24 protein-coding genes are annotated in these 21,622 nt (G+C 65.5%); 3 read left to right on the top strand and 21 right to left on the bottom strand.

Annotation, left to right across the window (positions count from 1 at the left end; genetic code table 11):
- Positions 1 to 2: 2 nt before the first annotated feature.
- Positions 3 to 1,664, top strand: coding sequence for an alpha/beta fold hydrolase (locus QZ186_RS04445; RefSeq protein ID WP_296415988.1), 1,662 nt, complete (start codon positions 3 to 5; stop codon positions 1,662 to 1,664).
- On the opposite strand, the gene QZ186_RS04450 is transcribed toward QZ186_RS04445, so the two are convergent.
- The 14 genes from QZ186_RS04450 to QZ186_RS04515 form a co-directional block, all read right to left on the bottom strand.
- Positions 1,609 to 2,628 (bottom strand): ABC transporter permease, encoded by a 1,020-nt coding sequence (locus tag QZ186_RS04450; RefSeq protein WP_010317952.1) that lies wholly within the window; start codon positions 2,626 to 2,628, stop codon positions 1,609 to 1,611. The genes QZ186_RS04445 and QZ186_RS04450 overlap by 56 nt on opposite strands.
- Positions 2,625 to 4,166, bottom strand: coding sequence for an ABC transporter substrate-binding protein (locus QZ186_RS04455; RefSeq protein WP_296415989.1), 1,542 nt, complete (start codon positions 4,164 to 4,166; stop codon positions 2,625 to 2,627). The genes QZ186_RS04450 and QZ186_RS04455 overlap by 4 nt, the downstream gene beginning before the upstream one ends.
- A gap of 68 nt (positions 4,167 to 4,234) precedes the next feature.
- Entirely contained in the window at positions 4,235 to 4,426 is a 192-nt protein-coding gene (locus QZ186_RS04460; protein ID WP_050778503.1) for a hypothetical protein, read from the bottom strand.
- A gap of 162 nt (positions 4,427 to 4,588) precedes the next feature.
- A complete protein-coding gene (locus QZ186_RS04465; RefSeq protein ID WP_296415990.1) occupies positions 4,589 to 5,899 on the bottom strand; it encodes a homoserine dehydrogenase in 1,311 nt (436 codons plus the stop codon).
- A gap of 39 nt (positions 5,900 to 5,938) precedes the next feature.
- Entirely contained in the window at positions 5,939 to 6,361 is a 423-nt protein-coding gene (locus tag QZ186_RS04470) for a SufE family protein (protein WP_247479193.1), read from the bottom strand.
- Positions 6,361 to 6,813, bottom strand: coding sequence for a hypothetical protein (locus QZ186_RS04475; RefSeq protein ID WP_247479191.1), 453 nt, complete (start codon positions 6,811 to 6,813; stop codon positions 6,361 to 6,363). Before QZ186_RS04475 ends, QZ186_RS04470 begins: the two co-directional genes overlap by 1 nt.
- 5 nt (positions 6,814 to 6,818) lie before the next feature.
- Positions 6,819 to 7,124, bottom strand: coding sequence for a hypothetical protein (locus QZ186_RS04480; RefSeq protein WP_296415995.1), 306 nt, complete (start codon positions 7,122 to 7,124; stop codon positions 6,819 to 6,821).
- A complete protein-coding gene (locus QZ186_RS04485) occupies positions 7,121 to 7,705 on the bottom strand; it encodes a 5-formyltetrahydrofolate cyclo-ligase (protein WP_296415996.1) in 585 nt (194 codons plus the stop codon). The genes QZ186_RS04480 and QZ186_RS04485 overlap by 4 nt, the downstream gene beginning before the upstream one ends.
- On the bottom strand, positions 7,705 to 8,178 hold the full coding sequence (ruvC, locus tag QZ186_RS04490) for a crossover junction endodeoxyribonuclease RuvC (protein ID WP_010317939.1): 474 nt from the start codon (positions 8,176 to 8,178) through the stop codon (positions 7,705 to 7,707). Before ruvC ends, QZ186_RS04485 begins: the two co-directional genes overlap by 1 nt.
- A 5-nt stretch (positions 8,179 to 8,183) precedes the next feature.
- Complete coding sequence (gene bchI / locus QZ186_RS04495; RefSeq protein ID WP_010317938.1) at positions 8,184 to 9,272, bottom strand: magnesium chelatase ATPase subunit I; 1,089 nt, start codon at positions 9,270 to 9,272, stop codon at positions 8,184 to 8,186.
- Positions 9,269 to 10,606: a DUF3370 domain-containing protein gene (locus QZ186_RS04500; RefSeq protein WP_296415998.1), complete on the bottom strand. Its 1,338-nt coding sequence runs from the start codon at positions 10,604 to 10,606 to the stop codon at positions 9,269 to 9,271. Before QZ186_RS04500 ends, bchI begins: the two co-directional genes overlap by 4 nt.
- A gap of 11 nt (positions 10,607 to 10,617) precedes the next feature.
- Positions 10,618 to 11,724: a serine hydrolase gene (locus QZ186_RS04505; RefSeq protein WP_029626403.1), complete on the bottom strand. Its 1,107-nt coding sequence runs from the start codon at positions 11,722 to 11,724 to the stop codon at positions 10,618 to 10,620.
- Positions 11,725 to 11,752: 28 nt separating this feature from the next.
- Positions 11,753 to 12,472 (bottom strand): RNA methyltransferase, encoded by a 720-nt coding sequence (locus QZ186_RS04510; RefSeq protein ID WP_247479178.1) that lies wholly within the window; start codon positions 12,470 to 12,472, stop codon positions 11,753 to 11,755.
- Positions 12,469 to 12,855, bottom strand: coding sequence for a cytochrome c (locus QZ186_RS04515; RefSeq protein WP_247479176.1), 387 nt, complete (start codon positions 12,853 to 12,855; stop codon positions 12,469 to 12,471). The genes QZ186_RS04510 and QZ186_RS04515 overlap by 4 nt, the downstream gene beginning before the upstream one ends.
- Positions 12,856 to 12,929: 74 nt before the next feature.
- Here QZ186_RS04515 and petG point away from each other — a divergent pair, with 74 nt between their 5' ends.
- On the top strand, positions 12,930 to 13,043 hold the full coding sequence (gene petG, locus QZ186_RS04520) for a cytochrome b6-f complex subunit V (RefSeq protein WP_006041770.1): 114 nt from the start codon (positions 12,930 to 12,932) through the stop codon (positions 13,041 to 13,043).
- A gap of 2 nt (positions 13,044 to 13,045) precedes the next feature.
- Here the strand turns inward: petG and rsmD are convergent, their stop codons facing one another.
- From rsmD to QZ186_RS04555, 7 genes are all read right to left on the bottom strand, one after another.
- Positions 13,046 to 13,594: a 16S rRNA (guanine(966)-N(2))-methyltransferase RsmD gene (gene rsmD, locus QZ186_RS04525; RefSeq protein WP_296416003.1), complete on the bottom strand. Its 549-nt coding sequence runs from the start codon at positions 13,592 to 13,594 to the stop codon at positions 13,046 to 13,048.
- The gene (hisH, locus tag QZ186_RS04530; protein WP_296416004.1) at positions 13,591 to 14,217 is read right to left on the bottom strand and encodes an imidazole glycerol phosphate synthase subunit HisH; all 627 of its coding nucleotides are present in this window, start codon (positions 14,215 to 14,217) and stop codon (positions 13,591 to 13,593) included. The genes rsmD and hisH overlap by 4 nt, the downstream gene beginning before the upstream one ends.
- Positions 14,214 to 15,272 (bottom strand): TIGR00730 family Rossman fold protein, encoded by a 1,059-nt coding sequence (locus tag QZ186_RS04535; RefSeq protein WP_296416005.1) that lies wholly within the window; start codon positions 15,270 to 15,272, stop codon positions 14,214 to 14,216. Before QZ186_RS04535 ends, hisH begins: the two co-directional genes overlap by 4 nt.
- Positions 15,273 to 15,346: 74 nt before the next feature.
- Positions 15,347 to 15,670 carry a thioredoxin gene (gene trxA / locus QZ186_RS04540; RefSeq protein WP_010317921.1) on the bottom strand — a complete coding sequence of 108 codons (324 nt, stop codon included), beginning with the start codon at positions 15,668 to 15,670 and terminating at the stop codon, positions 15,347 to 15,349.
- Positions 15,671 to 15,875: 205 nt separating this feature from the next.
- Positions 15,876 to 17,039 carry a GuaB3 family IMP dehydrogenase-related protein gene (locus QZ186_RS04545; protein WP_010317920.1) on the bottom strand — a complete coding sequence of 388 codons (1,164 nt, stop codon included), beginning with the start codon at positions 17,037 to 17,039 and terminating at the stop codon, positions 15,876 to 15,878.
- A gap of 69 nt (positions 17,040 to 17,108) precedes the next feature.
- Positions 17,109 to 17,726 carry a CAAD domain-containing protein gene (locus QZ186_RS04550; protein ID WP_296416006.1) on the bottom strand — a complete coding sequence of 206 codons (618 nt, stop codon included), beginning with the start codon at positions 17,724 to 17,726 and terminating at the stop codon, positions 17,109 to 17,111.
- Between the two features lie 69 nt (positions 17,727 to 17,795).
- A complete protein-coding gene (locus QZ186_RS04555; RefSeq protein WP_296416007.1) occupies positions 17,796 to 18,938 on the bottom strand; it encodes a homocysteine biosynthesis protein in 1,143 nt (380 codons plus the stop codon).
- A 45-nt stretch (positions 18,939 to 18,983) separates the two neighbouring features.
- On the opposite strand from QZ186_RS04555, the gene gyrA reads away from it, so the two are divergent.
- Positions 18,984 to 21,614, top strand: a complete 2,631-nt coding sequence (gyrA, locus tag QZ186_RS04560; protein WP_296416008.1) for a DNA gyrase subunit A — start codon at positions 18,984 to 18,986, stop codon at positions 21,612 to 21,614.
- Positions 21,615 to 21,622: the final 8 nt, after the last annotated feature.

A 21,622-nucleotide genomic window follows, 5' to 3' on the forward strand; every position in this document is an offset into this window, starting at 1 on the left:
CCGTGGTTGAGCCAACCCGCTTGCGTCGCCGCCGTGCACTGACCAGCAGTCTGCTGGCTGGCGTTCTGTCCTTGGGCTCCCTGCTGGCTCCGCCACTGCGGGCCGCTGAGCAACTCGACATCCACCTGGAGGGGTTGGACCTGCCCCTCAACCTGGTGGAACTGGAACGCTGGAGCAGGGATCCGTCCACGCGCGCTGGGGAGCTGGCGGTCTGGCTCAACCTGCTCGATCCCCAAAGCCAGCAGCAGTTGCATCAGCTGCTCAATGCCCCATTGGTGCGGGAGCGCAGCTTCACCCAACAGATGATGCGCAGTTGGGCGGGCCAGCGGGTCGCCGAAGAACTGGGCGTCTTGATCAGCACCGAGAACGGCAATGCCGGTCCGCTGGTTCTCAGCACCCTCAACACCTTGCTCAAAGAGCAGCGGCAGGTGACGGTGATCGAGCTGATGCGGGCACTGCCGGCCCAGCAGCTCACCATCAATCTCGATGGACTCCAGCTGCTCGCCCGCGGTTGGCAGCAGCAGTTGTTCGATCAGGAGCTGGCGCTCAAGGCCCTGCAGACCTTGCCGCTGCCGCAGGGGACCCCGCTGCTGCCGCTCTCCGATGGCGTGCTGCTGGATCAGCAATCCTCTGCGGCTGATCAGGCTCCCCAGCGCTGGCGTTTGCCGGTTCCCCATCGCCAGCAGCCCCTGGCGCTTGAGCTCTGGCCGGTCCCTGATGCCAAGACCTGGGTGTTGCTCATGCCTGGCTTGGGGGGCAGTACCGATCAGTTGCGCTGGTTGGCCCAGGCCCTGCATGAACGGGACTGGCCCGTGGTCCTGCTCGATCACCCCGGCAGCAACGAACTGGCGGTGCGGGAGTTGGTCCAGGGGCGACGTCTCCCCCCTGGAGCTGAGACCCTCCCCGGCCGGGTGCAAGACCTGCAGGCCGTGGTGGCCGCGGCGCAAACCGGGGGATTGCCGCAACTGGGGCAGCGGGTGGTCCTGATGGGTCACTCCCTGGCGGGGCTGACGAGCCTGTTGGCGGCAGGGCTGCGTCCGGAACCAGGACTGCAGCGCCGTTGCAAGCGATCCCTGGCGGATCTACCCCTGATCAACCTCTCGCGGCTGCTCCAGTGCCAGCTCCCCGAGGTGCCCCTGCCGCCGGCGCAACCGCTGGCCCAGCCGATTGCAGGGGTGGTGACCCTCAACGGTTTCGGCAGCCTGCTTTGGCCCCATCGGGGTCTGCGTGGCCTGGAGGCGCCGGTGTTGATGGTCGGCGGAAGCCTGGACTTGATTACGCCGCCGCTCAGTGAGCAGCTGCATCTGTTTTTGCCTGATCCCAATCCCCGCAGCCGTTTGGTGTTGTTGGAGGGGGCGAGTCATTTCTCCCCGGTTCGGATGCAGGCCGGAGGCGAGGCCCCCCTGTTCAAGTTCGGCGAGGAGTGGGTTGGTGTGGATCCCGCCCGGGTGCAGAACTTGATCTTGAGCTTGAGCAGTGAGTTTCTCTGGGGCCTCGATCAAGGGGGGCTGAAGCGGGACCTACCGCCCCAGCGCCGGCACGTTGGTGGTGTCAGTGCCTATGTGCTTGACCACGACCTGGCCAAGCTCTGGCAGGAACGCATCGAGGTCAGAACTTCACGCGTGGATCGAGTAGCGCCACCAGCAGGTCCACAAGAACGCTGACCGCCACCACCAGGCTGGCCACCACCACGACGATCCCCTGGACGACGGGGTAGTTCCGTTGGCTAATGGCCTCCTGCAGACGGAAGGCCACCCCAGGCCAGGAATAGGTGACCTCGATCAACAGGGCTCCACCGATCAAGGAGGCCACGGTGATCCCGGCGATGGTCAGGACCGGCAGCAGGGCGTTGGGCAGGGCATGGCGAAGCACGACCCGGCGTTCACTCAGGCCGCGGCTGCGGGCCGCTTCCACATAGTCGGAATCCAAGGCCCGGCGCAGATTCAGGCGCAGGGCATTGGCGAAGATCCCGCTGAGCAGGATCCCCAAGGTGCTGGCGGGCAGCACGAGATGCCGGATCGCTCCCCAGAACTGCTGGCCGTTCCCCTGCAGCAGGCTGTCGAGCAGATAAAAGCCACTGCCATCGGGTGGGATCAAAGTGGCGGGGAAGCGTCCGCCGACCGGCAGCCATCCCAGCCAGACCGCGAAGACCAGCTGGACCATCATCGCCGCCCAAAACGGCGGCATGGCGTAGGTCCCAATCCCATAGAGCCGGGCGGAGAGATCGAGCTTCCCCTCGGGCCTGGCAATGCCACTGAAGCCAACGGCCAGGCCAACGACCGCTGCGATCAGCAGGGCGGTCAGGCCGAGCTCCAGGCTGGCGGGAAGACTGCGGGCAATCACCGCCGTCACAGGCTCTTGGTTGGTCAAGGAGGTCCCGAGCTGGCCGTGCAGCAGGTCGCTCAGGTACTGGCCGTACTGGACCGGAAGACTTTGATCGAGGCCCAGTTGTTGCCGGAGGGCTTCTCGAGCGCTTTGCGGTGCCCGCGGGCCAAGCAGGGCATCGATGGGATCGCCAGGGGCAACCCGAAGCAGGAGAAAGACCAGGCTCGCGATCAGCCAGAGCATGACCGGCACCAGGGCCAGGCGGCTCAGCAGGTAGCCCCAGAGGTGATGGCGTCGGCTCATCGCTTCACCGGCTCCAGCTGCTGCAGGATCACCCGACCGCTTCCATCGAACTGGGGCGCGCTGAGGTTTCGCTGCCCCCAGGCGCGCGCATTGACTTGCCAGAGCGGAACAAAGGAGGCCCCATCCGCCGCCTCCCGTTGAATCGTCAACAGGGTGGATTGGCGCGCCGCACCCGTACGGCTCTCACTGGCCTGGAGCTGCTGTTGCAGGCCTGGCCTGGTCCAGAAGCTACCGGAATCGACGCTGCTGCCTGAGAGGCATTGGTCGCCCTTGCTCCTGCGGCAGCCCAGTAGGGGTGCCAGGTAGGTGTCGGGGTCGGGGTAATCGCCAATCCAGTCGTAAATGATCATCGGGAAGACCCCCTGGGACAGCTGCCGGTAGGCGCTGGTGGACTCCACCCCTGTGATCTCCAGGCGCACGCAGTCTCCGAGGTCCCGGCGCAACTGGGCTTGCCAGGTCAGGGCAAAGAGACGATCCGAGGCATGGTTCGAGCGGAAGGTCAGCGGCAGCGTCAGCCGTTGCCCTGAGCAGTAGCCCTCTTGCCGGTAGAGGGCCCGAGCGGCCTTGGGGTCGTAGGCCGGCCAGCTGGGCGGGCTCGAGCCGGCCAGCGGTGGTGGCACCAGGGAGCGCAGGGGTTCGCTCATGTCAAAGCTGACCCGTTGGCTGATCAGCCGGCGATCCAGGCTGAGGGCCACCGCCTGCCGCAGCCTGCTGCGGTTGAAGGGAGGGCGTTGGCTGTTGAGGGCCATCAGGGCGATCTCGATCGCCGGCCCTTCTCCGCTCACCAGCTCACCGCGCGCCACGCGGGCATCGAGGGCCTGCTGCTGGTCACTCTCGAGGCCACTGGAGATCAGTAGGTCCACCTCTCCGCTGATGAGGGAGCCAAAGAGGGCCGTGGAGTTGCTCAGGGTGATGAGGTGGATCCCCGCGTTCTTGGCGGGCTCGCCCCAGTAGTCCGCAAAGGGGAGCAACTGCTGTTTGCGCGGGCTGAAGCTCACCAAGCGGTAGGGGCCCGTGCCGACAAAGCGGCCCGTCAAGGAGCGCTCGCCGTAGTCCCGGTAGGCCGTCGGGGAGACCGGGGTGAAGGTGATCGAACTCAGCAGCGCCGCCAGGGCGCGATAGGGGCGCGTCAGGCGGACTTCGATCGCGTAGGGCCCAACGCTGCGGACGGATTCGATCCGATCATCCAGCAGATAACTGAGTTTCCCCAGGCGCCGAAAGCGGTTGAGGTTGAAGACCATCGCCTCGGCGTCGAAGCGGGTTCCGTCGTGGAACAGCACGCCTTGGCGCAGTGGAATCCGGGCGCTGAGTCCATCCGCACTGAATTGCGGCAGGGCCGTGGCCAGCCTGGGTTGGAGTTGCCCCTGGCGATCGGCGGCGTAGAGCGGGTCGCCGACGGCGCTCAGCAGTTGCGTTCCGGCCAGCAGATAGACGTCAACCGGGTCGACGGAGTCCAGGCTGCTCTTGTTGGCCACCACCAGCTGGCCAGCGGGATGGGGTGGTTGGCAGCCCATCAGCAGCTGCAGGGCCGGCAGCAAGGCGAGCAGGCCGGCAGCAGCGGGAAGGCGAGTGATGGGGCGCTTGGCTGAGCGCCCCTATTCAAGCCCTAAGACATCGATTTGCGGGGCTCGAGCTGTTGCAGGGAAATCTCAAACACCGGGCACCCATGGCGGGCCAGGGGCCAGCGCCGCACCCAGCAGCGGTCGTGGCTGTCATCGATTCCCACCACTTGATAGGTGTGGGAATCACTGATCAGGTTGACGCAATCGCCTTGATGGAAGGCGCGAGATGGGTTCATGGCCAACAGAGCAAAGAGGCCGAGGCTCAAACCAACTGACCCGCCAAGAATTCCGCCTTGTTTGCGCTCAAAACGTTTGAGGCGCTACAAAACTGCGCTTGGGTCAGGGGAACGGCACGAATCGATCCCCCAACTCTGGCCCAGGTGCCAGCTCCGCTGCCACTAGAGCGTGGGTAGGCAGGCGGCCACGGCTTTCACCTCTGGCAGGGCCTTGATGGCGGCGAGTGCCGCCGCGAAGTGCTGCTGCTTCACCTCATGGGTGATCACCACGATCTCGGCGTCGGCCGCATCCCCGGTGGTTTCGAACTGGACGATGGAGCGGATCGAGACCCCTTGCTCGCCAAAGCAGCTGCCAATGCGGCCGATCACTCCGGCTTCATCACCGGTTTGCAGACGCACGTAGTGACGCTGCAGGGTCTCGCCCGCATCCACCAGGGCGCAATTGCGCCAACGGCTGGCCGCCAGCAGCGGGTCGAGTCCGCCGCTGTTGCCGGTGGCCGCCCGGATCCCGGCAATGTTCAAGATGTCAGCCACCACGGCGGAGGCGGTGGGCCCGGATCCGGCTCCAGGGCCGTAGAACATCACACGACCCACCGGGTCGCCTTCCACCAGGATGGCGTTGTTCACGCCATGCACCCCGGCGAGGGGGTGATCCTTGGGCAGCAGGGTGGGGCTGACGCGTACATCCAGCTGCACGGTGCCATCGCTGGCGGTGCCCAGATTCTGGGCTTGGGCCACCAGTTTCACGACGTAGCCCAGTTGCTCGGCGTAGGTCACATCGCAGCCATCCAGGCGATCGATGCCTTCGGTTGGAATGGCCGCGCGCTCGATCGGTCCGCCGTAGGCCAGGCCCGAGAGGATGGCGATCTTGTCGGCGGCATCGCCACCACCCACATCGGCAGCGGGATCGGCCTCGGCATAGCCCAGCCGTTGGGCATCAGCGAGCACCTCGGCATAGGCCGCACCCTCATCGGCCATGCGGCTGAGGATGTAGTTGGTGGTGCCATTGATGATCCCGCTCACCCGTTGGATGCGGTTGCCCCCTAGGGATTGCTTGAGGGGTTCGATGATCGGGATCCCGCCGCCAACGGCGGCTTCGATCAGCACATAAACGCCTTGTTCGGCGGCCGCAGCAGCAATTTCTTCGCCATGGCGGGCAATGACCGCTTTGTTTGCGGTGACTACGGGTTTGCCAGCCGCAATCGCCGCCAGGATCAGGCTGCGGGCAGGCTCGAGGCCGCCCATGACCTCAACGACGATGTCGACCGCGGGGTCCTGGACCACCGCTTCAGGGTCGGTGCAGAGGATGTCGCTGGGGAGATCGATGGGCCGAGGGCGGTTCAGATCCCTTACGGCGACCCGTTTCAGCGCCAGTTCTCCCACCAGTGGATGGCGACCGTCAGGGGTCTGCAGGATTTCCGCAACGCCTGCTCCCACAGTGCCGAGCCCGAGCAAGCCGATGCCGATGGTCATCCTGACGCCGTTCCGAAACGACTGATCCTAGAAATCGACCTAGTCGGCTGAGCTGAGGGCGCTGGCTTGGGCCTGCATCATCTTGAAGATGTTGAGAAAGCCATTGGCCCGCGAGGGGGTCAGGCTGGCCTGCAGACCCGTTTCACTCAAGAAGGCCGGGTCAATGCCGGCGATGGCCGAGGGATCCAGGCCCTCGGTGCCCTCAATCAATAGAGCGAGGAGGCCTTTGGTGATGGCGGCATCGGAATCGCCCTGCCAGTGGAGTTTTCCATCCACGAGCTGACCGACCACGTACACCTGGGAGACGCAGCCCTTGACCTTGAAGACGTCGTTGCGGAACTCCTCCGGCAGGGGCTCCAACTTCTTGGCGAGCCAGAGCACGTATTCGTAGCGGCGCTTGGGGTCGGCCGTGCCTTTGAGGCGGTCAACGATTTGATCGAGCTTCTGGCTGCCGGTGGCCATTAACGGTTGCGTCTGGTGCGCTGAAGTCCCAGCAGCATGGCAGTTGCACCCAGGGCACTGAGCCAGAGCAGCGGACGTTGCCGGGGCCCTGCGCTGATCTGATCGAGCTGGACCTGACCGCCCTGGACCGGCATCTCCAGGTAGTCGCGATGGCCTGGTCCCCCATCCACCTGCAGTTCAAAGGAGCCTTGGCTGCCAGGGGGCAGGGCAAAGCTCAGTCGACCGCTCGCGTCAGTGCGGCCCAGCTCCTGGCTGCTTCCATCCGGGCCAATCAGCCGGACGAGGGCATCTTGGGTGGGTTCTCCGGTGGAGAACTGGCTCTGAAGCACCAGCTGGGCATTGAGGGCCTCGAGCCGGTTGATGCTTGTCTCAATGCCATGGGCCCTGGCTGGCGGCGTTGAGGCCCAGATCAGAACTGGGGTGGCGGCGCAGAGGACAGCAGCGGCTCGCATCTGGATTAAGCGGACCAGCGGCTGTCTGTCTTGGTTTTGCCGGCCTGAACCATGTGAACCATGGAGCTCACCATCATCGAGAGGGCGTCGCTGCTCTCATCGCGCCCTTTGAGCTCCGATGCCATGACCTGCTCGGCTGCTGTGCCGCGGTTGATGGCAATGCTTGGTCCGCGGCGCTGCTCCTCGGAGGCAGATTGACGCCCGGCAGTGATGGCGGAGAGGAATGCGTCGTTGCCAGCCAGATCCACCGGTGCCGCCCTGAACTGCTCCGATCCTGCCAAATCCAGCGCGCCGGTGCGCCCGGGCTTCACGGTTGCTCAACAGGTTGCAACCCAGGCCGCCAGTGCACCCCCTCCTCATCCAGCCAGCCTGGGAAGGGCACATCCCAGGCCTCAGCGGGGAGCTGCTCCACCAGGCATCCGCTGGCAACCACCGCCAGGGCTGGGATGTCCCTCCAGGGGGAGGACTGCCTCAATCGGTCGAACCAGCCACCGCCGTAGCCCAGGCGGATCCCGGATTGATCGAAGGCCAGGGCAGGGGCCAGCAGCAGTCCAAGTTGTTCCGCCTCCAGGACTGAAGCTGCGTCGCTGGGGGCGGGGATCCCGGTCTCATCCGCTGCGGTGGGATCACCGGGACGCCAACGCCGGTACTGCAAACGGCCCCCGGCGATGCAGGGCAGGGCGATCCGGCCGCTGAGCGACGGCAGATCAGCGAGGCACAGCAGGTCCACCTCTCCGGGCAAGGGCCAGTACAGCCCGAGCAGGCGTCCTTCCGGCAGCAGGCCCGGCAGGTGCTGGATCGCCTGGGCCTGAAGCCGGGGGGCGCAGCTGGCGTGCAGGTTCAGCCGCCGCTGTTTGAAGGTCTGGCGTAAGGGCCCTTTCTGACCCTCCATCAGCGCTGAAACCAGCCGGTGAGCGCGACCGCCAGGGCATCGGCGGCATCATCGGGCCGCGGCGGGGTCTCGAGGTTGAGCTCTCGCATCACCGCATCGAGCACATCGTCCTTGTCGGCATGGCCGTGGCCGGCCAAGGCCAACTTGATCTGCATGGGCGGGAACTCCACCACCGGGATGCTGAAGCGGGCCAGGGTCATCATCAGCACCCCCCGGGCTTGCACCACCGAGATCGTGGTGCTGGAGCGGTAGAAGAAAAACTTCTCCACCGCCGCTAGATCAGGCTTCCAGTTGCGGATCAGGACCCGTAGATCCTTCGCGATTTCCACCATCCGCTCGCCATCACTGCGGCCCGGGTCGGTGCGGATGATCCCGCAATCGAGCATGGTTTGGGCCCCGCCAGGACCCTCCTCGACATCAATCACTCCGTAGCCCACGCGAGCCAGGCCGGGATCGATGCCGAGGATTCGCAACGGCCTTAGGCGGCGAGGGCCAGTTCGAAGGCGGCCTTGTCGCTGCTTTCAGGGCGCTCAAACACCTTGCAGAAGACCTTGACCACGCGATCGCCTGAGTCGATCTGCTCGAGGGGGTCCTTGCGCAGGCGGTGGCGCAGGCAGCAAGCAGCCACGCGGGCCACGTCGTCTTCGGTGACTTCCGTGCGCCCTTCGAAGGCGGCCAGGGCCCGGGCGGCCCGGTTGGTGACGATGTCGCCGCGCAGGCCATCCACATCCAACTCACCGCAGATGGCGGAGATGCGAATGCGCAGGTCGTCGTCGATTTGAACGTGGGGGAGACGGTTCTGCGCCTCAACAACACGGGCCTGGAGGCCGTCCTGTGTTCCCTGAACGGCGTTGTTGAAGCCGTCGGGGTCGTTGTCAAAGGCGGTGCGTTGGTCCACCACCTGCACCCGCAGTTCGGGGTCGCGCACGGTGCGCACCTCGACGCTCATGCCGAAGCGGTCCAGCAGCTGGGGACGCAGTTCACCCTCTTCCGGGTTGCCGGAGCCAATCAGGACGAAGCGAGCAGGGTGGCGAACGCTCACGCCCTCGCGCTCAACGGTGTTCCAACCGGAGGCGGCGGAGTCGAGCAGCACGTCCACCAGGTGGTCGTCCAGCAGGTTGACCTCATCGACGTAGAGCAGGCCGCGGTTGGCTTTCGCCAGCAGGCCGGGCTCAAAGGCGCGAACACCCTCGCTGAGGGCCTTTTCAATGTCGATGGTGCCGCAGAGGCGGTCTTCGGTGGCCCCCAGGGGCAGGTCCACCATGGGGACCTGGCGCTTCTCGGTGGGAAGTTGCTCACCTTGTTCGGCCCGCTGGCGCACCTCGCTGCTCTGCAGGTCAGGGTCGCTGGAGGAGCTGTTGTAGGGGTCGCCGGCGACGACGTCGATCTCCGGCAGCAGATCAGCCAGGGCGCGGATGGTGGTGCTCTTACCGGTGCCGCGGTCTCCCATGATCATCACGCCGCCAATGCGGGGGTCGATCACGTTCAACAGCAGGGCCAGCTTCATCTCCTCCTGACCCACGATGGCGGTGAAGGGAAAGACCCTGCGCTTGCGGGCTTGCGTCACGGCTGGAGGCTGTCTGGCGGTGCTGGCGATTGTTTCACAGGCAGCAGGCTGAGCACCTGCGGCGGGGTGGCATCGGCGGGGTAGATCAGGCGCACGCGAAGCTCCCGCGTTTCCCCTGGAGTCAGGCTGATGCGGCCCAGTTCAGGACCTTGCTGGCCCGCCCGCTGGACCAGATGGAAGCTCTGGCGGCTGGGTTGACCGTCGAGCCCGTTGAGTTCCACCGTCCCGCGAAACATCACGGAGCGCGATGGACTGCTGTTGAACTGCAGTCCGCCGACGGCCTGATCGGTCTTGAGCGGTGACTCCAGGGCAACGGCCAGCGCTGCGGGGCTCTTGGAGCGATTGCAGAGCGGAATCCGAATGTCGTAGGCGACGCCGTAGTTGCCGTGGGCGGCCCAGGCCGTGCCCGGATAGTGCGCCTTGAGCTCGGCGGTCTGCACCTGGCCGGTTCCGAGGCGGCCACGCTCCAGCGAGGCAATCGGCCAGGAGATGGGGGCCGAGGTGGTGGAGAGGCAGCTCTTGCCCGGATCGCTGACGGTGGCGCTCCAGGTACTCCCGATTTGCACGCCGCTGACGCGGGAATAGACCATGCGCCCCCGGGCGCCCCTTGGGGTGGGTTTGTGCTCCTTGGGGCTCAGCACGCCCGAGCTCAGGATTTGCGCGAGTGCCTGCTGGTTTGGCGGCTCGTTTCCGTTCCCGAAGGCCGCCAGGGTGGCGACGCTGATCGCACCGCTGGCCTGGAGCCGCAGTTGCAGATTGCGGCCATTCAGCAGTGGATCGAGTCCCTGCACCGGAATCGGCAGCAGCAGCAGGGTGGTGGGGGACCCCGGGCGCAATGTCCAGCGTTTCGGCAGGTTGGGGTTGCGTTGGCGCAGCAGCAGTTCCGTGGCCACCCGGCTTCCAGGGCCTGCGTAGGTGGAGCCGTCCTGGCGCATCCGCTCCGGCAGGGGCAGGAAGGGCGCCTGGGGTTCGCGTCCGTCCGTGGACTGGGAGAGCGCGGTGGAGCCACTCAAGAGCGAGAGCTCAACCGCTTGCTCGCCTCTGGGTTGGGCCACCACCGCCAGCCAGATGGTCGAGTCCGGTTGCTCTGGGGTGCCCGCATAGACGTGGTGGCTGAAGAGGTCGAAGCGACCGTTCAACGGCAGATCCAGGTGGGCGTCGCGGTGCCTCGGGTCGGCGAAGGTCGAGAGCAGGATCCCTGGCCCACTGATCAACTCGGGATTGTTGTCATTGAGCATCAACACCGCATCGAGGCTCCCCGGCAGAGGAAGGACCTGTTGCGGGCGAAGGATGGGAGCCGCTTGGGGGCTTGCCGCCAGGAGGACAGGAAGCATCGAAGGAGTCCTCAGGCGGTGGGTTTCTTGGGCTTGGCAGGCGCAGGCGCTGGTTTGCGCACCAGGTTTTTGGAGATCTCCCCCGCCATGGCCCGGATCAAGTTGGTGGAGCGCGGGTCGTTGAACGGCCCCTTGACCATGAAGGCGGCCACGGCCCGTTTGCCGTCGGGCAATTCGATCAGGCCCGCATCGGCGTAGGCAATGCCGATGTCACCGGTCTTGTTGTAGACGGTCACCCCGTGGGCCATCAGCTCGCTGTCGGGGGTCGCCGAATCTCCCCCAAGGCCCATCAACATCCCAAGGGGCAAGAGGGTGTTGGTGCGGGAGCGGCCCATGACCTCACGGAAGAGATCGCGGGCCCGCGGGCTGAGTTTTTCGCCCGTATCCACCAGGGCGATGGAGCGGGCGAGGTCGTAGGCGCTGGTGGTGTTGGTGCCGTCGAGGTCCGGCAGCCAGTTGTTGACGACGGTGCTGCTGAGCCCCAGGGCCTGGAAGCGGGCGTTGATGACGGCTTTGCCGCCCACCCGTTTGATCAAGAGGTTGGTGGCCGTGTTGTCGCTGACGCGGATCATTTCGTTGGCCGCTTCCCAGAAGGGAAAGGTCGTGCCGACGGGCTTGTTCGCCATCCAGCCCGCGCCGCCACCGACCACCTCTTTGGTCATCGGTAGCCGTTCGTCCCAGCGCAGTTTCCCGGCATCGAGATCCTCAAGAGCCACCAGCAGGATTGGGGTCTTGATGGAGCTGGCGGCGGGCAGGGGCCGTTGGGGGGCGAGCTCGGCAAAGCGGCCGTCATCGAGCACCAGCAGATAGCCGCTGACGGTCAGGTCCTTGTATTGCGCGGCGAGTTGGGCCCAGCGCTTGCTCAGGGCGGTCAGCTCGAGCCTTGGCTCAAAGCGGCCGAGATCCAGGCCGCGCGGAAGCGGCCGTCCTGGGGGCGCGAGCAGCGATTGGGGTTTGGCGACTTGGGCCGCCCCTTGCCCCAGTTTTGGAGCCAGCAGTTTCAGGCCGGTTCCGGCAATCACCCCTAGCCCCAGCCCCATCACCAGGAGACGGAGGACCAAGCGCAGCGGTGCTCCCCAGCTGGAGCGGTTTGAACGTTGTGACCGACCTGCGCCCACGGAAGCGATCGAAGCTTGGGCTCAGACGTTAGGGGCAGTCTCGCTGTGATGCCCAGCGCAATTGACGCACCATTCCCCGCAGCAGGGCGACTTCCTCGTCGCGGATCTCAGCGCGTTGCAGCAGGGCGCGCAGCTTGGCCATGCGCGCCTGGGCGGTATGGGGATAAAGGAAGCCCACCTCCAGCAGCAGGTCTTCCGCATCGCTGAGTGCGGCCTCCAGTTGCTCCCGCTGGCAGGGCTCCGGCTGGGGGGCGGTGGGTGCGGGGCAGCGCCGCAGTTCATGCAGGCAGACCGCAACGGCATGGGAGAGGTTCATCGAGGCGTAGGCCTCGCTGGTCTCCAGGCGCAGGATTCGCCCCGCCTGCAGCAGTTCTGCATTGCTCAGGCCGCGGTCTTCTCGGCCAAAGACCAGAGCCGCTGGGGCGGAGGAGGCATCCGTGTCGGAGGCCTGCAGCCAGGAGAGGGCTTCTGCAGGACCGTTCAGGGGCAAGGCCTCCTCCTCGATGCGGCCGCTAGTGGCCACCACGCGGCGGCAATCGGCAAGGGCGGCCTCAAGGGTGGGGAAGAGTTGGGCCTGCTCCAGCAGTGCCTCGCCATGCACGGCCATCAGACGGGCCTCATCGCCCAGGTGATCGCAGCGGGGGGCGACCAGCCGCAGTTCATCCACCGAGAAATTGGCGCAGAGGCGCGCGACGCTGCCGACATTCAGGGGGCCCGCCGGCTCCACCAGCACCACCGCCAGGCTCACGAGAGGCTGTGGAGGTAGGCCAGGAGATCCGCCATGGCTTGGGGTTCCGGTTGGAAGCGCGGCATGGGCGGCGTTCGTCCGCTGACCACCTGCTGAATCAACTGGCGATTGTTCTTGCGGTTATCGACCTTGTGGAGGTTGGGCCCCACCAAGCCCTGGGCGGCAATGCCATGGCAGCCAGCGCAGTTCAGCAAAAACAGCTGCTCGCCCTGTTCGGCGGAGCCGCTGAGCTGCAGGGTGGTTCGGGTGTAGGGATCGCTGCGGGCAGCCGGGATCACGACCACCAACATCACGATCGTCACGCAGATCGCCGTCAACAGAACCAGCGCCGAGATCAGGCCCCGCTGGGGTTGCTGCGCGGGGGTGGGGGTCTCTGCAGTCACGGTTGATGGAGATCGGTCACGAACCCAGCCATGGGCGTGGGAGAATTGTGCAACCAAAGCTGGTTGCTCCGTCCATGATCGAACCCCTGCTCTGCGGCATCGTGCTCGGTCTGATTCCCGTGACCTTGCTGGGTCTGTTCGTGGCCGCCTGGAACCAATACCGCCGCGGCAGCGCCCTGGGCGGCTGATCTCAAGAGCGAGCGAGCACCAGAAGGCCGCAGCTGCCGTAGTGCTTTTGCTTCTCGACCACCCAACCCGCCGGGATCTCCGGCGGGTTTTTTGTTGCGTGCTCCAGCAGCACAAGGGCCTGTGGATGGAGCCAATCTCCGGCGGCCAGGCGCTCAAGCAACGCGCCATAGAGGCCAGCGGCATAGGGCGGATCGGCATAGACCAGATCAAAGCTCTCCCCTTGGGCTGATCCCAGCCAACGGATCGCCTCCTGTTGGATCACCTGGACCGAAGGTCTCGGTTGCAGGCTGGAGGCCACCAGCTCCAGGTTGCTGCGGGCCGTGGCGCCGACGCGACGGTCCTGTTCCACCGCTACCACCTTGGCTGCACCGCGCAACAGCGCTTCGCAGCCCATCACTCCGCTCCCGCAGAAGAGATCAAGCCAGTGGGCTCCAGGGAGCTCGGCCGCCAGCATGTTCATGACGGCTAGGCGCACCCGAGAGGCCGTGGGGCGAGCGATGTCTCCAGGGGGACTCAGCAGTTTGCGTCCGCCACTGAGTCGCAGGCTCATGCCTGTTCCTCGACCCAGTGCAGCCAGCGGCGAAGCAGCTGCTCACCCGCTTCTGAGGATTTTTCAGGGTGGAACTGGCAGGCTGCGACGCTGCCTTGCCAGACGGCTGCGGTGACGTCCTGGCCGGCAAAGGACACCGAGGCGGTGATGCAGCTCGGATCCTTGGGCTGGGCTGCAAAGGAGTGGACGAAATAGACCCAGCTGTCTGGCGCTCCCTCGGGCAGTAGCGGGGAGGGCGTTCCGGGAATCAGGGCTTCCCAGCCCATGTGGGGGATGGGATGACCCGGAACCTTTGGCAGCGCTGCGATGTGACCTGCGAGCAGTCCAAGGCCGGAGGCTGAACCCTCATCACTGCTCTCAAAGAGCAGTTGCAAGCCCAGGCAGATCCCCAGGAGGGGGCGCCCTGCATTGCACCAGGCCTTGATCGCGGGCACGAGCCCGGAGGCATGGAGACGCTCCATGGCCGGGTCGAAGGCCCCCACCCCGGGCAGGACCAGGGCCTGGCAGTCCTCCAGGGCTTCGGCCTGCTGCAGGATCCGCACTTCACAGCCCAGGCGCTCTAGAGCCCGCTGCACGGAATGCAGGTTGCCCATCCCGTAGTCGATCAGGCCGATGCGCGTCATGGGGTGGGCGGGAGCGAGCAGAGACGTTGTCCAGGTTGCTCGATCGAGGGGGGGAGCTCGAGCGGCAGGCCATTGAGCACATCGATCAGTTGGTAGAGCAGCCCGACCTTGCGGCGATCGAGCTGGAAACGCAGGCAGGGCCGAAGGATGCCGTTGGGGTCGCAGCTCTCCCCTTGGCTGATGTTCCCCTCATCCACGAGGAGATCAAAGCGTTGGTTGAGCTCGGCCACCGTGGCGGCAGGCAGAGGGCAGTGCAGCAGAAGCTCCGTCTGCTCCCCCGCGAGTTGAGCGCCGTGGAACACCCGGTAGAAGCGGCTGATCTGCTCCAGGGCCTCGGCGGCACTGCGGGCCTGTTTAAACAGGGAGGTGTCCTCGCTAGAGATCAAGGCCCTGTCCTGCAGGGTGCCGTCAATGGTCTTGAGCCAATCGCTCCAGAAGCTGTCGTCCTCTGGAGCCAGGAGGACCAGGGGGATCGGCGGGGTCCGTCCGGTCTGAATCAGGGTCAGCGATTCGAACAGCTCATCAAAGGTCCCGAAACCGCCGGGCATGACCACCAGGGCGTCGCTTTCGCGCAGGAAGAAGAGCTTGCGGGTGAAGAAGTAGCGGAAGTGGAGCAGGCGCCCGTCGCAGGCATTGACGTAGCGATTGGCGTGCTGCTCAAACGGCAGGTCCACATTCAGGCCAATGCTGCTCTCGCAGCCCGCGCCGCGGTTCGCCGCCTCCATGACGCCGCCGCCGGCTCCCGTCATCACTTCAAAGCCGCGCCGGGCCGCTTCGCGGGCGAGCTCCTCGGCCAGCGCATAGGCCGGCTCCGCCGGCTGGGTTCGGGCGGACCCAAACACGGTCACCTTGCGGGTCTGGCGATGGGGGGCAAAGACGTTGAAGCCATCGCGGATGTCCGCCAGGGCACCGGTGATCAGTCGCCACTCATCGGCATCACGGCTATTGCGTGCGATCTCCAGCAGCTGAACCACACTGCGCTCGATGGAGCGGCGTTGGGGATGGCCCTCAAGGGCATCGGCCAACGCGTCCAGGGGGCTTCGCTCGATCGCCATCGTTTGGGATCAGGACAGAAAAGCCCGGCCAAAGGCCGGGCTTGAGGGGAGGTCTTGGGCGGTGCCGCTGACGCTCAGAGGTACTTGGAGATGGTGCCGGAGAGGGTGGTCTTGGGCACAGCACCGACAACGGTGTCGACCTTTTGGCCGTCCTTGAAGATCATCAAGGTGGGGATGCTGCGGATCCCGTACTGGCTGGCGACGTTGGGGTTCTCGTCGGTGTTGAGTTTGAAGACCTTGATCTTGCCTTCGAACTCCTTCGAGATTTCGTCGACGATCGGAGCGACCATGCGGCAGGGGCCGCACCAGGGCGCCCAGAAATCCACAAGAACGGGTACATCGCTCTTGAGCACGTCTTGCTCGAAGGAAGCGTCGGTGACGGCTGCGGCGCTGGACATCCGGTCAGGATCAGTGTTTTCGGAATGTAGCAACGAGTTTTCGGCTTCGGCTGAGGCCTGGAGGAACTCGTAACTGGGTGGAGTGGAGCCGGCGGCGATGCCGCCAGTCCCGGCCAAAGAATGAAAGCTCGGACGCGCCGAGCCGGGGGGTGTGAGGAGTGTGAGGGCTTTTGGCCCCACACACTCCGGAGGCTAACGCGGTCGCTTACTTACCCATGCCCAATTGCTGGGCCTTCTGATAAACCTTGCCTTCGGTCAGCAGGGAGGGGGCGACAACCACCTCCACCTGCTGCATCTCCTTGAGGGTGCGTGCCCCCAGGGTGCCCATCGAGGTCTTGATGCAGCCCAGCAGGTTTTGGGTGCCGTCGTCGAGGGAGGCCGGGCCGCGCAGGATTTTCTCGAGGCTGCCGGTGGTTCCCACCTTGATGCGGGTGCCGCGGGGAAGGACGGGGCTGGGTGTGGCCATCCCCCAGTGGAAGCCGCGACCGGGGGCTTCGGCGGAGCGGGCAATCGGGGAGCCGATCATCACGGCATCGGCGCCGCAGGCGATGCACTTGCAAATGTCACCGCCGGTGACGATGCCGCCATCGGCAACGATCGGCACGTAACGGCCGCTCTCCTTCATGTAGTCGTCGCGGGCTGCAGCGCAGTCGGCGACGGAGGTGGCTTGGGGAATGCCGATGCCGAGGACGCCGCGGGAGGTGCAAGCGGCTCCAGGGCCGATGCCCACCATCACGCCAGCGGCGCCGGCGCGCATCAGTTTGAGGGCCACGTCATAGGTGACGCAGTTGCCGATGATCACGGGAACCCCGAAATCGCGGCAGAGGGCCTCGAGGTCCAGGCTCTCTTGGCCCTCCGGTCCGATGTGTTCCGTGCTGACCACCGTGGCCTGCACAAAGAACAGATCAGCACCGGCCTCGGCGATGGCCTTGCCGAATTTCAGGGCGGCCACGGGCGTGCCACTGACGGCGGCGATCCCGCCGCGCTCTTTGATTTCAGCGATCCGCTTGCGGATCAGGTCTTCCCGCACGGGCTGGCTGTAGAGCTCCTGCATCAGGGGCACGAACTCTTCCTTGCCCACCGAGGCGATCCGATCGAGCGCAGGGTTGGGATCGTCGTAGCGGCACTGAACCCCTTCAAGGTTCAGAACGCCCAGGGCGCCCTGCTTGGCCAGCTCGACGCACATCCCCACATCAACCACGCCGTCCATGGCGCTGGCGATGATCGGAATCTCACGGGTGATGCCCCCCAGGGTCCAGCTGCTGTCGGTGACGGCCGGATCGACCGTGCGACCGCCTGGCACCAAGGCGATTTCATCGATGCCGTAGGCGCGGCGCACAGTACGGGAACGGCCGAGCTGAATGTCCACCTGAGACCTTTTGAAGCAATCAAGCCAAGCTATCAACCGGCCTGACTGCTTCTGGCCCTCAACCGTCTGCTAGCGCTGACCCCTAAAGCTGCTCCAGCGCTGCTTCAGGCCGTCGATCACCTGATGGCGATCGTCGCTCTTGACCAGGCGCGTCAGGCTGAATCTCACGACGCTGATCACACCCACCAGCTCCAGCAATCCAGGCAGCAGGGGCACGCTTTCCACCACGCCCAGCAGGGCGCCATAGATCCGCAGAACGAGCAGAAGGCCGATCAGGCCGGCAACCAGGGTGATGGGGGTGCGAGCGGTTTGCCACTGCTGCTGCAGTTGGCCGCTGGCAATCCACTGCTTGACCTTCTCAACCAGCAACTCCCATTCGCCGCCCTCGCCTTCGTTCGCGGTGGCCACCGCCGCTGGGCTGGCCGGCACATCGGTGGTGCTGGCGACCTGGGGGGTCCAGGCATTCACCGGTTCAGCAGCAGGAACGGGCTCCGGCTCCGGCGCTGGAGTCGGTTCGGGCTCCGGTGCGACCTCGACTGTGGGTTCCGCGGCGGTCTCTGCTGCCGTCTCGATTAGCTCGCTTTCGACGGTTTCAGTCGTTGCGACGGTTTCAGTGGCTTGGACCTCGAGAGCCTCGCCTTCGGGCTGCTGCTCGGCGTCCGGCTGGGGGGCAGGAGCATCAGCCATGGCTTGGGGTTTGAGATCAATGGTCCGGGAGCTTACGGCCGTTTTTGATCGTTGTCGGTTCGGTTGGTGTTAGTTCAGCGCCCGCACAGTCCGGTCGCTGGGCAGTGGTGCGAGGGGCAGGCGCAGGGGGAAGGCACCGTTTTGCAGCATCTCTGCCAGTTGCGCTTCGGCTTCCGCCGCCAGCCGTGGGCTGTGGGCTGGTGCGGCCGTGAGCTGCCGATCACCGAGCCGAATGGCACCGCTGAACAGCTCGCTGTAGCGGGCGCTTGCGGGAGAGGGGCGCACACGCCTGGGGATGCCGTAGTCCAAGACCGGCGCTGACAGCTCTTCAGCTGTTGCCGTCAGTTGTTGCGCAGTGCTGAGGCTCAAGAGCGGGATGGGGGCGGCGATGGCCACGAGCAGGCCGCTGCTGCCGTCGGCAAGTCGGGTGGCCCGGATGGCCGATGGTCTGAGTCCATGCAGGTCCACCTCCAGGGCACAACAGGCCCCTGGCCCGAGCGCAAACCCGTCGCTGCTTCGTTTCGTCTTGGGGTTGTGGCCGCTGCCAGGCCCGCTGACCCAGCCGATGGCTCCCCCCACGAGGACGGGTGATCCCGCTCCAAGGCCCGTCAAGCCAGGCATGCTCAGACCGATGCTTCCGGGGCCGCGGCAGCTGTAGAGCGCGCTGGTCCATGGGCCGAGCACGGGCCCCCAGGGGGTTGGGGTGAGGCCTTCTCGACTGCTGACCGCCACTACGCCGTTTTCGCTGATGCCGCGGTGCAGCAGCAGGCGGCCACAGGGGATGTCCTCCAGGCCGAGTTCGGTCTCTAGCTCAACCTTGGGCTGCTGCTGACTGGGCGTCCCGCCAATGGAGAGGGGCAGACGTTGCCCCGCGAGCAGTGCGCTGAGCAGGGCCGCGCCCCCGGTCCCCATCGGAATCACGAGATCGGTGTTGCCGTGACCGCCGTGGCCTTCAGCAGGTCCAAAACGGAACTGACGAATCCGGATCGGTGGATCGCTTGGCCCCAGGTGCAGGACCAGCGTGGCCTGCTGCATCAGCTCGGCGTCGCTGGCGACGACGACGTGGGTCTCCAGGTAGGCCTGCTCCAATCCCCGCGCCTCGGCCAGCTCTCGAAATTGCGTAGCGCTGCGGACCTGGAGTTCCCCGTCCCGTTGCAGTTGCAGCAGTTCTGTCTCGCTCCGAGTGGGGGTTGACCCAGGGGAGGCAGACACAGGCGCAAGTACCGATAAAATGCGTTCTAATCAAAGCTGTCACGAATGGCGGATCCAACCGAACCCCGTGAGATGCCCGCGGGGGACGGAGAAGGACCAGGCGGATCCGACGGCCGAATTATTCAGGCTGACCTTCGCAACGAGATGTCGCGCTCCTATTTGGAGTACGCGATGAGCGTCATCGTGGGACGGGCCCTGCCCGATGCCCGCGACGGTCTCAAACCTGTGCATCGCCGCATCCTGTATGCGATGTACGAGCTGGGCCTGACGAGCGATCGGCCCTACAGAAAGTGCGCCCGTGTTGTGGGTGAGGTGCTGGGTAAGTACCACCCCCACGGCGATACGGCCGTCTATGACGCGCTGGTGCGCATGGCGCAGGACTTCTCCATGCGCATGCCGCTGATCGATGGTCACGGCAACTTCGGTTCGGTGGATAACGATCCGCCGGCCGCCATGCGATACACCGAATCGCGGCTCCGGGCTCTCACCACCGACAGCCTTCTCGAGGACATCGAGAGCGAAACCGTCGATTTCATCGACAACTTTGACGGTTCGCAGCAAGAGCCAACGGTGATGCCTGCGCGCATCCCCCAGCTCTTGCTGAACGGATCGACAGGAATTGCGGTGGGCATGGCCACCAACATTCCTCCCCACAACCTCACCGAGCTGATTGATGGCCTGCTGGCCCTCATCGCCAACCCTGAACTCACCGATCGCGAGTTAACGGGTTACGTCTCCGGACCTGATTTCCCCACCGGTGGACAAATCCTTGGCCGCCGCGGCATCCGTGAGATGTACGAAACGGGCCGGGGCTCCGTCACGATGCGCGGTGTCGCTGCGATTGAGACGGTTGAGGCCAAGGGGCGCCCCGATCGCGATGCGGTGATCATCACCGAGCTGCCTTACCAAACCAACAAAGCGGCGCTGATTGAGCGCATTGCTGAGTTGGTCAATGACAAAAAGCTCGAAGGCATCGCGGATATCCGCGATGAATCCGACCGCGACGGGATGCGGATCGTCATTGAGCTGCGTCGGGATGCCTACCCCCAGGTGGTGCTGAACAACCTGTTCAAGCTCACGCCGCTGCAGAGCAACTTCAGTGCCTACATGTTGGCGCTGGTCAATGGCGAGCCCGTGCTGCTCACCCTGCGCAAGATGTTGCAGGTCTTCCTCGACTTCCGGGTCGAGACGATTGAGCGCCGGACGCGATACCTGCTGCGCAAGGCCGAAGAGCGCGACCACATTCTGCTGGGCCTGCTGATTGCGCTCGACAATCTCGACGCCATCATTGCCCTGATTCGCGGTGCTGCAGATACCGCCAGCGCCCGATTGGAGCTGGTTGAGCAATTTGGACTGAGTGAAGTTCAGGCGGACGCGATCCTGCAGATGCAGCTTCGCCGCCTCACCGCCCTTGAGGCCGACAAGATTCGCCTCGAGCACGAGGATCTGCTCGCCAAGATCACGGACTACAAGGACATCCTGGCCCGCAAGGAGCGGGTCTATGGCCTGATCACCGACGAGCTGGGCGTCATCCGCTCCCGCTACGACTCCCCGCGCCGCACCGAGATTCTCGATGTCGAAGGCGGTCTCGAAGACATCGATTTGATCGCCAACGAGCGCTCTGTCGTGCTGCTGACCGAGAACGGCTACCTCAAGCGGATGCCGGTCAGTGAGTTCGAGGCCACCAGCCGCGGCACCCGCGGTAAGGCCGGCACCAAAACCCAAGGGGAAGAGGCGGTCCGTCTCTTCATCAGCTGCAACGACCACGACTCGCTGCTGCTGTTCTCCGACCGTGGCGTCGTCTACACCGTGCCCGCCTACCGGGTGCCGATGTGCAGTCGTGCGGCCAAGGGCACGCCCATCGTCCAGCTGTTGCCGATCCCGCGGGAGGAGCAGATCACCTCACTGCTGGCGGTGAGTGAGTTCACTGAGGACGCCGTTCTGGTGATGCTCACCAGCGGTGGCTACGTCAAGCGCACCCGTCTCTCGGCCTTCGCCAACATCCGCTCCAATGGCTTGATTGCCATCTCCTTGGAAGAGGGCGATGCCCTGACCTGGGTCCGCCTTGCCCAGCCGGGCGACAGCGTCCTGATCGGCTCGCGCAATGGCATGACCATCCACTTCCGCCTCAGCGATGAGGAGCTGAGGCCTTTGGGCCGTACCGCCCGGGGCGTGCGGGCGATGAACCTGCGGCCTGGGGACCAGCTGGTGAGCATGGACGTGCTCCCGGTGGAACTCGCGGACCGTGTCGAGGGCAGCAGTGCTGCGAGTGACGAGGACGATGCAGAGGAGGTGGCGCCCAGCGAGGGACCATGGGTTTTGGTGGCCTCAGCCAGCGGCCTGGGTAAGCGGGTCCCTGTGGATCAGTTCCGCCTCCAGAAGCGCGCCGGCATGGGCCTGCGGGCGATGAAGTTCCGCCGGGACGGCGATGTGCTCGTGGGCCTGCGGGTGCTTGGTGCTGGTGAGGAGTTGCTGCTGGTCAGCGAGCGCGGTGTGATCGTGCGGATGCAAGCCGACGCGGTGCCCCAGCAGTCCCGTGCCGCCACGGGCGTGAAGCTGCAACGCCTCGATAGTGGGGATCGCCTCTCCGAAGTGGTGCTGGTTCCGCCAGCCCTGGAGGAGGACGAGGAGTCGGGCGAGGACGCCAGCAGCGAGGCCGTTAGCGCGGATGTCTGATCACCGGG

Origin of the sequence: Vulcanococcus sp. DEBay_Sum29NL08_54 (assembly GCF_017859255.1) — a bacterium.
In the GTDB taxonomy this organism is placed as follows: Bacteria; Cyanobacteriota; Cyanobacteriia; order PCC-6307; family Cyanobiaceae; genus Vulcanococcus.

Coding starts and splice junctions, on each gene's coding strand:
- QZ186_RS04450 (WP_010317952.1), bottom strand. CDS start 2,628: ATGAGCCGACGCCATCACCTCTGGGGCTACCTGCTGAGCCGCCTGGCC.
- QZ186_RS04460 (WP_050778503.1), bottom strand. CDS start 4,426: ATGAACCCATCTCGCGCCTTCCATCAAGGCGATTGCGTCAACCTGATC.
- QZ186_RS04465 (WP_296415990.1), bottom strand. CDS start 5,899: ATGACCATCGGCATCGGCTTGCTCGGGCTCGGCACTGTGGGAGCAGGC.
- QZ186_RS04470 (WP_247479193.1), bottom strand. CDS start 6,361: ATGGCCACCGGCAGCCAGAAGCTCGATCAAATCGTTGACCGCCTCAAA.
- QZ186_RS04475 (WP_247479191.1), bottom strand. CDS start 6,813: ATGCGAGCCGCTGCTGTCCTCTGCGCCGCCACCCCAGTTCTGATCTGG.
- QZ186_RS04485 (WP_296415996.1), bottom strand. CDS start 7,705: ATGGAGGGTCAGAAAGGGCCCTTACGCCAGACCTTCAAACAGCGGCGG.
- QZ186_RS04500 (WP_296415998.1), bottom strand. CDS start 10,606: ATGCTTCCTGTCCTCCTGGCGGCAAGCCCCCAAGCGGCTCCCATCCTT.
- petG (WP_006041770.1), top strand. CDS start 12,930: ATGATCGAACCCCTGCTCTGCGGCATCGTGCTCGGTCTGATTCCCGTG.
- rsmD (WP_296416003.1), bottom strand. CDS start 13,594: ATGAGCCTGCGACTCAGTGGCGGACGCAAACTGCTGAGTCCCCCTGGA.
- hisH (WP_296416004.1), bottom strand. CDS start 14,217: ATGACGCGCATCGGCCTGATCGACTACGGGATGGGCAACCTGCATTCC.
- QZ186_RS04535 (WP_296416005.1), bottom strand. CDS start 15,272: ATGGCGATCGAGCGAAGCCCCCTGGACGCGTTGGCCGATGCCCTTGAG.
- trxA (WP_010317921.1), bottom strand. CDS start 15,670: ATGTCCAGCGCCGCAGCCGTCACCGACGCTTCCTTCGAGCAAGACGTG.
- QZ186_RS04550 (WP_296416006.1), bottom strand. CDS start 17,726: ATGGCTGATGCTCCTGCCCCCCAGCCGGACGCCGAGCAGCAGCCCGAA.
- gyrA (WP_296416008.1), top strand. CDS start 18,984: ATGGCGGATCCAACCGAACCCCGTGAGATGCCCGCGGGGGACGGAGAA.